The sequence below is a fragment of the Rhodococcus sp. ENV425 genome, from assembly GCF_002887785.1.
In the GTDB taxonomy this organism is placed as follows: Bacteria; Actinomycetota; Actinomycetes; order Mycobacteriales; family Mycobacteriaceae; genus Rhodococcus; species Rhodococcus aetherivorans.
In genome coordinates, this window is sequence record NZ_PCZU01000086.1 from 45,370 (window position 1) to 53,940 (window position 8,571).

General features: G+C 64.5%; 6 protein-coding genes. 5 read left to right on the plus strand and 1 reads right to left on the minus strand.

The window, feature by feature from the left end; genetic code table 11:
• Position 1: 1 nt before the first annotated feature.
• The gene (locus tag CQZ88_RS06510; protein WP_258008479.1) at positions 2-1,387 is read right to left on the minus strand and encodes an MFS transporter; all 1,386 of its coding nucleotides are present in this window, start codon (positions 1,385-1,387) and stop codon (positions 2-4) included.
• Between the two features lie 448 nt (positions 1,388-1,835).
• On the opposite strand from CQZ88_RS06510, the gene CQZ88_RS06515 reads away from it, so the two are divergent.
• The 5 genes from CQZ88_RS06515 (at position 1,836) to CQZ88_RS06535 (ending at position 8,281) form a co-directional block, all read left to right on the plus strand.
• A complete protein-coding gene (locus CQZ88_RS06515) occupies positions 1,836-3,206 on the plus strand; it encodes an MmgE/PrpD family protein (RefSeq protein ID WP_102799437.1) in 1,371 nt (456 codons plus the stop codon).
• Positions 3,207-3,324: 118 nt separating this feature from the next.
• Entirely contained in the window at positions 3,325-4,839 is a 1,515-nt protein-coding gene (locus CQZ88_RS06520; protein ID WP_006942120.1) for an aldehyde dehydrogenase, read from the plus strand.
• Positions 4,840-4,859: 20 nt separating this feature from the next.
• Complete coding sequence (locus CQZ88_RS06525) at positions 4,860-6,011, plus strand: zinc-binding dehydrogenase (RefSeq protein ID WP_006942121.1); 1,152 nt, start codon at positions 4,860-4,862, stop codon at positions 6,009-6,011.
• Position 6,012: 1 nt separating this feature from the next.
• Complete coding sequence (locus CQZ88_RS06530) at positions 6,013-7,179, plus strand: CaiB/BaiF CoA-transferase family protein (RefSeq protein ID WP_006942122.1); 1,167 nt, start codon at positions 6,013-6,015, stop codon at positions 7,177-7,179.
• A gap of 343 nt (positions 7,180-7,522) precedes the next feature.
• Positions 7,523-8,281, plus strand: coding sequence for a GntR family transcriptional regulator (locus CQZ88_RS06535; RefSeq protein ID WP_006942123.1), 759 nt, complete (start codon positions 7,523-7,525; stop codon positions 8,279-8,281).
• Positions 8,282-8,571 lie beyond the last annotated feature (290 nt).

Sequence of the window (8,571 nt, forward strand, 5' to 3'; positions counted from 1 at the left end):
GTCAGTCCCTCACCGAGGGTGCTTCGTCACTTAACAGCGACACTCCGCGAGTCTCGGGGAGATACCGCAGCAGGATCAAGAACGACAGCGCTGCAACCGCGACCAGATAGAAGGCGGGAGCGACGATGAGCGCGGCCGCCGCCGCGATGGCGGTAGCGATGAACGGGCCGGGCCCGCCGATGAGAGCCTGCGCGACGTTGAAGCCGATCGAGCTACCCGTCACCCGCAGTCGGGCCGGGAAGAGCTCGACCATGAGAACTCCGAGCATGACATTGGCCAGTGCCTCGAACGCCGCCAGGATTGCCAGACCGATCAGTGCGAGGTACCAGGTGCCGGTCGAGAGCAGCGCGAAGCAGGGGACCGCGGTCAGAGCAATGCCGACGGCGCCGAGCAGCATCGTGCGTCGGCGGCCGATGCGGTCGCCGATCATGCCTGCGACGGGGCACATGAGTGAGTAGATGAGCAATCCGAGCACCGCGAGTTCGAGGGCGGAGGTCTTGGCCATGTGGACCTCGACACTGAGGAAGGTGACCACGAAGGTTGCGAGGTAGTAGAAACCGAGGCCGGTCACCGCGGTGCAGACGAACACCAACAGGATTCCGGATCGACTGTGCTTGCCGGCGTTGCGCAGCGGGGCATGCTCGACCTCGTGAGCGCGCTGGAGCTCCTGGAACACGGGAGTGTCCTCGAGCCGGAGCCGGACGTAGAGACCCAGGACGGCCAGTGGGCCGGCGACGAGGAAGGGGACACGCCACCCCCAGCTCGTCATCTGGTCGTCGGACAGCAGGGCCGTCAACAGCAAGGTCACCGCACCCCCGGCCATGACCCCGATGCCGGCGCCGGCGGAGACCACACTGCTCCACAGCCCGCGCCGGCGGGCCGGTGCATATTCGACGAGGAAGGCAGCCGCGCCCGCGTATTCGCCACCCGCAGAGAAACCTTGGGCACACCGAAGGAGCACCAGAAGAGCGGGAGCAGCGACGCCGATTGTGGCGTACGTCGGCAGGACGCCGATGCCGATCGTGCAGATGCCCATGACGACAATCGCGAGCGAGAGCGCCGCGCGGCGACCGGCACGATCGCCGAAAGCCCCTATCAGCAGCCCGCCGAGCGGACGAAAGAGGAACGCGACGCCGAAAACGGCGAGGGAGGCCAACAGCGACGTCGTGGCGTTGCCGGACGGAAAGAACAGCTGTCCGATGGTCGCGGCCAGAAACCCGTACACCGCGAAGTCGAACCACTCGAGGAAGTGGCCGATGCCCGCGGCGACGGCGACGCGTCGAGACACCCGGGGTGCCAGCGTCCCCGATGAGGTCAGCGCATCAGTCGTCGGCGCCTCTCCCGGAGTGGTGGGGGGTGACGGCAATACGGGGGGTGGGTTCGTCATCGAGGTCTCCTCGGGAAGCGTCGTGGACTTCTTTCGCCACGACGTGAATTTGGTCCTGCGCGAATCTGATGGTGTTTCTGGCGCGCCCATGATCCTCCGCCCTGGCGGCCCACAGTGAGATGAGCCACAGTTGTACGGATGATTGGAAGGTAGTCATGGTCGACGCTTGCGTCAACCCCTTGGAGTGGGCGGGTTCGCCGCTACGTGGAACTTGGACAACGGAAACGTCTTGAACAGGCAATTACCGTCAAATAGCGGGACCGTCGTGGTCGGATCCAGGAGGTGGACGGGTTCGATTCGCGTCGTGATTGACAGACGCATCGTTGCGCAATAGTGTCTCAAGTCATACGGACAAATTGTGTAACGGTGGTGGTCGGATCCGCTTCCGCGGGCAGCTCCGGCAGGAACTGCAACTGACGTGTCCACGAATCACGGAAGGGATGTGCGCATGGCTGGCAGCACGATCGCCGAACGACTCGGCGCCTTCGCCGCAGATCTGGAGGTCGATGCGCTTCCGCTACCAGTCGTCGAGCGGGCGAAAGGGTGCCTCATCCACGCTTTGGCGGTGGGGATGGCCGGCTCGGCCGCTGGCTTCGGGCGACGGGCCGAGCAGGTTACCCCCGGAGTGAGCTCGCCACCGAACCGCCGGGGATACGCCCGCTCGCTGGTGACCGGCCAGTGGCATCCGGCCTCGACGGCGGCCTTCATCAACGGAGTGCATCTACATGCCCGGGCGCAGGAGGACACACATGGCACGTTCCATCCAGGCGTAAGCGTCGTACCCGCCGCTCTGGCGGCAGCAGAGGCCAGCGCTGTCGACGGTCGGACTCTGCTTGCAGCGGTCGTCGCGGGTTACGAGGTGGGCATCGCGCTGTCGAAGCCACTCACGGACCTGACCACCCCGCCCTTTCGCGCCACGGCGGTGTTCGGACCGGTAGCTGCCGCTGCCGCCGTCGCACGAATCCGCGGCCTGAGCGGCGAACGCACGACCTCCGCGCTGGCGATCGCCGCATCGATCTCGGGTGGCACGTCCGAATCGTTCGGTGCCGGAACTGACGAATGGCATTTCCAGTCGGGAATTGCGGCGACGAGTGGACTGATGGCAGCGCAACTTGCCGAAGCCGGAGTTGCGGGCTCGCGGGCCGCTTTCGAAGCCGAAGCGGGATTCCTCGACTGCTTCTCGCGATCGCGTGAGGCAGCGGAAATGATCGCCCGCGACCTCGGGCGGTCCTGGAACATGCTCGAAGTAACCTTCAAGCCCTACCCGGTGTGTGCGTTCAATCAGGCGCCGGCCATGCTCGCGGTGCGGCTGCGCGAGTCCGGTCTCCACGCCGACGAGGTCGCATCGATCCGGCTGCAGATGAACGAACGCGAGGCAACCTATCCGGGCATGCCCTCGCGCGGGCCCTTCACCAGTACCTCACAGACACTGATGAGCGCCAGATTCGCCTTCGCAACCGGGCTCGTCCACGGCGACATCACCTACGGCCTGTTGCAACACTTCACCGATCCGCAGGTGCTCGACCTCATCGGCAAGATCGACCTCGTCGGCGAGTCGGCACGCCCGGCGAAAACCGCACACGCCACTGTGGGCCTGGTCGACGGGACCGCGGTCCGAGACGCCATCGAGGACTCCGATGCGATGCTGTCGTGGGACACCGACGGCGTCGTACGCAATGCCGAACGCCTCGCAGACGAAATTCCGCTGTCCACAAAGGAACTGGAAACCTTGATCGACAGCGTGGCCACGTTGCCCGACGCGCCGTCCATCGACCCGTTGATCCGTGCGACTTTGGCGGGCATCTCCGTCAGAACGTGAGGACAGCTCTTTTCCAGTCGTCCCCCTCGACATGCGGGGTACATCGAAACCCGAAACCGACGCTCCCAATTCAACAGTGCCGGGCACTCGATCCGGCCGAGAAACGAGAAAGAGCACTATGACCGAGAACGTCGCCATCGCCGAACGGCGAAACAGCGAACTCCAACACCGAAAGATGTACATCGACGGCGAATGGGTCGACGCCATCTCCGGTGAGATTTTCGAGACCGTCAACCCCTACAACGGGCGGGCCTGGGCCACTGCCCCACTCGCCGGACCGGAAGATGTCAAGAATGCTGTCGCGGCCGCGCGACGCGCGCTGTCCGGGCCGTGGGGATCGATGTCCGCGGCGCAGCGAGGCGCCCTGATCCGTAGACTGGCGGCGCTGATCGAGCCCCACGCAGACGAGCTCGCGCGTATCGAGACCACCGACAACGGCAAGGTCATCCGCGAGACGCGCGGCCAGATGGCCGGATTGCCGGCGACCTACGAGTTCTTCGCCGGCGCTGCCGACAAGATCTTCGGTGACACCATCTCCGCGCCCCAGACGAACTTCTTCACCTACACTCGCCGCGAGCCAGTCGGCGTGGTCGCCGCGATCCTTCCCTGGAACAGCCCTCTGTTCCTGCTGGCGAGCAAGCTCGCGCCCGCCTTGGCCGCCGGCTGCACATTTGTCGCCAAGCCCGCAGAGCAGACGCCGACGTCGACCCTCGAATTCGCCAAGCTCGTCGATGAAGCCGGTTTCCCGCCCGGAGTGTTCAACGTCGTCACCGGCGCGGGGAACACAGGAGCCGCACTGACCGCCGAACCCGGCGTGGACAAAGTCACCTTCACCGGCTCCACTGCCACCGGAATCGCGGTCATGAAGAGCGCCGCCGACCACATCGCAGAGGTCACCCTCGAACTCGGCGGCAAGTCCCCCAACATCATCTTCCCCGACGCCGACATCGATGCGGCCGTCAACGGGGTGATGGCAGGAATCTTCGCCGCCACCGGCCAGACCTGCATCGCCGGAAGCCGTTTGCTGGTCCACGAATCGATCCGCGATACCGTCGTCGAGCGACTCGCACGACGCGCACCCCAGATCAAGATGGGGGATCCGCTCGACATCGAAACCGAGATGGGCCCCATCGCCTTCGCCGAGCAACTCGAGAAGGTCCGCTACTACGTCGACCTCGGAGTCGACGAAGGAGCCACAGTGGTGTGCGGCGGAGAGCGTCCGCAGGACACCGAACTGGCCGACGGGTACTTCTTCCAGCCCACCATCCTCAGCGGCGTCGACAATTCGATGCGCGTGGCACGGGAAGAAATCTTCGGACCCGTGCTGTCGGTCATCACCTTCACCTCGGAAGAAGAGGCGGTCCAACTCGGCAACGACACGACCTACGGACTCGCCGCGGCGGTGTGGACGAAGGACGTCCAACGCGCGCACCGCGTGGCACACCGGCTCAATGCCGGCACGATTTGGATCAACTCCTACCGTGTGCTCGCCAACAACGTCCCGTACGGCGGCTTCGGGCAGAGCGGAATCGGCCGCGAAAACGGCATCGAAGGCCTCGACGCGTATCTGCAGACCAAATCCATCTGGGTCGAACTCACCGGTGAAAGCCGTGACCCGTTCAAGCTCGGCTGAACCAACAGGAGCAGAAACTGATGACCACCACATTCGACATCCCCAAGACCAGCCAGGCGGCGGTGCTCACCAAGCACAGTGAGCCGCTCGAGATCCGCGAAATTCCGGTACCCCAGACCCTGGAACCGGGCGCACTCCTGGTCCGTATCGAAGCAGCGACGGTGTGCGGCTCGGACCTGCACCTATGGGACGGCTCCCTCGGCGGCAGCCAGGCGCTGGACCTACCCGTCATTCCCGGACACGAAATGGTCGGGCGGGTGATCGCATTCGGTGACGGCGCCGAGCGAGACACCTTCGGGACACCGCTCGAAATCGGCGATCGCATCTGCTTCACCCACGCTTCATGCAACCAATGTGACCACTGCCGGTTCGACAACCAGCCCACCCTGTGCACCAACCGGCAGTACTACATGTTCACCAACTGCGAGCGTCCCCCGTACCTGGTCGGCGGCTTCGCCGAGTACGCCTATGTCTTCCCCAATTCGGGACGAGTGCGCGTGCCGGACGAGGTGGAAACCTCTTGGGCATCGGCGGCCAGCTGCGCACTGCGCACAGTTGTGCACTCTTTCGAACGCATCGGCAAGATGAATCCCTGGGAAACCGTCGTTATCCAGGGAGCGGGCCCGCTCGGCCTGTTCGCTACCGCCCTCGCCGATCATCTCGGCGCCGGACGAATCATCACCGTCGGCGCTCCCGATACCCGCCTTGCCATTGCCAAGCAGTACGGGGCAACCGACCTCGTCTCTGTCGCCGAACATCCCGAACCCGAAGACCGGGTCGCCGCGGTCCGCGAATTGCTCGGCGGGCACGGCGCCGAAGTCGTCTTCGAGTTCTCCGGCGCACGCACCGCGTTCCCAGAAGGTCTGGGAATGATCAAGGAAGGCGGCCGCTACATGGTCACCGGCCAGATCGACGGTCCAGGCAAGGAAGTCCCGGTCCGGCCCGGCTTCATCACCCGACAGCAGCTGACCATCATGGGAACCTGGTCCGGGCACATCGCCGAATATCGCAAGGCTCTCGACTTCATGAAGAACACACATGGTAAGTACGACTTCGGCGCACTGGTCCCGAACCGGTACCGGCTCGACCAGGCGACCGAGGCACTGACGCGGATGCGGGCACAGGAGGACATCAAGCCGATGCTCGTCCCGCACGCAACCGAAGGAATCTGACGTGAGGCCCCTCGACGGCATTCGGGTGCTCGAGATGGGCCAGTACATCGCCGCCCCCTACTGTGCGATGATGCTGGCCGACCTGGGCGCGGAGGTCATCAAGATCGAGAAGCCCGACGGCGGCGATCCGCGCAGAATCTACGATCCGCTCGAGCAGACCGAGACCGGATCTATGAGCGGCGGGTTCCTGAGCTACAACCGCAACAAGAAGTCCGTCACGCTGGACTTGAGCACAGAAGGCGACCGAGCCCGATACCGGACCCTTGCGGCGACCGCGGACGTAGTCGTGGAAAACCTCCGTCCCGGTGCCGTCGACCGTATGGGAGTCGGATACGAAGCGCTCAAGGAGGCCAATCCACGCCTGATCTACTGCGCCATCAGCGGCTACGGACGGTTGCGGACGCATCGAGGTGAATTTGCCGAACGGCCGGCCTTCGACACCGCCATCCAGGCAGTCGGCGGATTGATGTCGGTGACCGGAGAACCCGGGGGCCCGCCGCTGCCGACGGTGACCGGTTTCGCGGACGTCTTCACCGCGGTCCACGCCACCGTCAGCGTGCTCGCCGCTCTACAGGGACGTCAGAATACCGGTGTGGGCGCGTTCGTCGATCAGAGCATGTACGACTCCGTGGCGTCCCTGCTCGAACGCGAACTGATGCTGTGGGATTTCACGGGCGAGCATCGAGTGCGCGGGGTGGATCGCTACTCTCCACTCGGTGCCCTCGAGGCCGAGGATGGTTATGTTGCACTGATTCTGCCCACCCACGAAATGTGGCGGCGGCTGTGTGTGGCAATCGAGCGGACCGACCTGCTCGACCATCCACTGTTGGACACCGTCGTTCACCGGGCCGAGAACTTTGCATCGGTGATCCGCCCCGAAGTCGAACGGTGGACACGGTCGCGCACCCGCCGCGAGATCGTCGAACGTTTCGCCGCCCATGGGCTTCCCGCCGGGGAAACCCAGACCGTGGACGAGCTCTACCGGTGCCCTCACCTTGACGCGCGTCGCATGTTCCTCGAGATCGACGATCCGTATGCCGGTCGCCGAAGGATGATCCGGACACCGTTCCTGACCGACACCTACGAGGAGCCACGCACCGACTCGGCGCCCCAGCTCGGCGCCCACAACGACGAACTGCTTGCTGAGGTGGAACCGACCACGGCCTGAGGCGCCCGCCGACATGGATGGCGGGGACACCAGCACCACCGCGACAGGGCCCACATCCGTATCGGGTCCGTCGTGCTGCGGTGACAGACGTCCATCGGTCGCCCAACTCCGGCGCCGGAAGGACCGAGTGTGGAGGTGTGATCGCAGACGGTCACACCTCCACACTCGATTCATCGGTATCAATTTGCGAGGTAGCAGAAGTAGCATGCAATCTGACGCCACGAATATGCTGTTGTTGCAGTCAATTCCCGTTACCGAGTCTCCCACGTTGAAGATTCATCCGTACGAGCGCTAGTGTGGTGGATGACACCCTGCCGATCGCATCAGGGAGAAGGAGGAGCCCGTGGTGACGAAGAAGGCCGCTCCCGCGGAGCGTGGTGTCCCAGCGTACCGAGAGTTGGCCGAGAAGTTGCGGGCCGACATCGAGGCAGGTGTCTACTCGGTGGGACGGAAAATGCCCACCGAAAGCGTGTTGCAGTCGGTCCACAACGTCAGCCGCCACACGGTGCGTGAGGCGCTCCAGATACTGCTCTCGGACGGGCTGATCTACCGCGTCCAAGGCAGCGGAACCTATGTGAGCGGGCGTCAACAGGACACCCGGGGCCGCTATGTCCGCTCGATCGGCTCCCTCGACGAAATTATCGTCTGGCCCGATACGAACACCGAGGTGATCGAACCATTCACCGTCGTCGTCGAGCCCTCCATCGCGGCCCGATTGGAATTGCCGTACATCGAGGTCAGCAAGGCCACCGTTCGACGTTCCTATGAGGGACTCCCCTTCGTCCTGACACGTCACTACGTCGAACCCGAACTCGGTGCGAAACTGGCCGCGGACGGGGTCCCGTCGGTCGGCGAAGGAACCGTGATCGGGGCGGCCGAAAAACTCCTCACCAAGCCGATCATGGGCGCGCGCCAGGAGATCACCGCCATGAACGCCCCCGAGCACGAAGCTGAGCTGATCGGATGTCAAGCTGGAGACGCCATACTGCTGATCGAGCGTCTTTATTACGACGCGGACGGCAAGTTCGTCGAGTTCACATCCTCTCATTTCAATCCACGTCGGTACTCGTACCGCATGGAACTGAGGCGGCGAGGAGCCTGAACAGGTCGTATTCCTTCTCGGCCTCGAAGTAGAAGGTAGTCACGTCGTAGAGCAGCAGGTTCAGATCACCGGCTGCGACAACATGTTCGAAGCAGCACTCCGCGATTCGGTCGCGGTAGCCGCGGTCGGTGCAGCGGTGCGGTGTCCGCACGAACGTGTTGATCTGCTGGGTGGGCGCCCGGGCGCACCTGCACACCGATCGGCGCCGGCTGCTCGGGCACCTGCGCACCCGCTACTCGTACGACCGTGAGCAGCTCCCCCCGCGCTCGACGAGGTGGCCGACGTGCGTG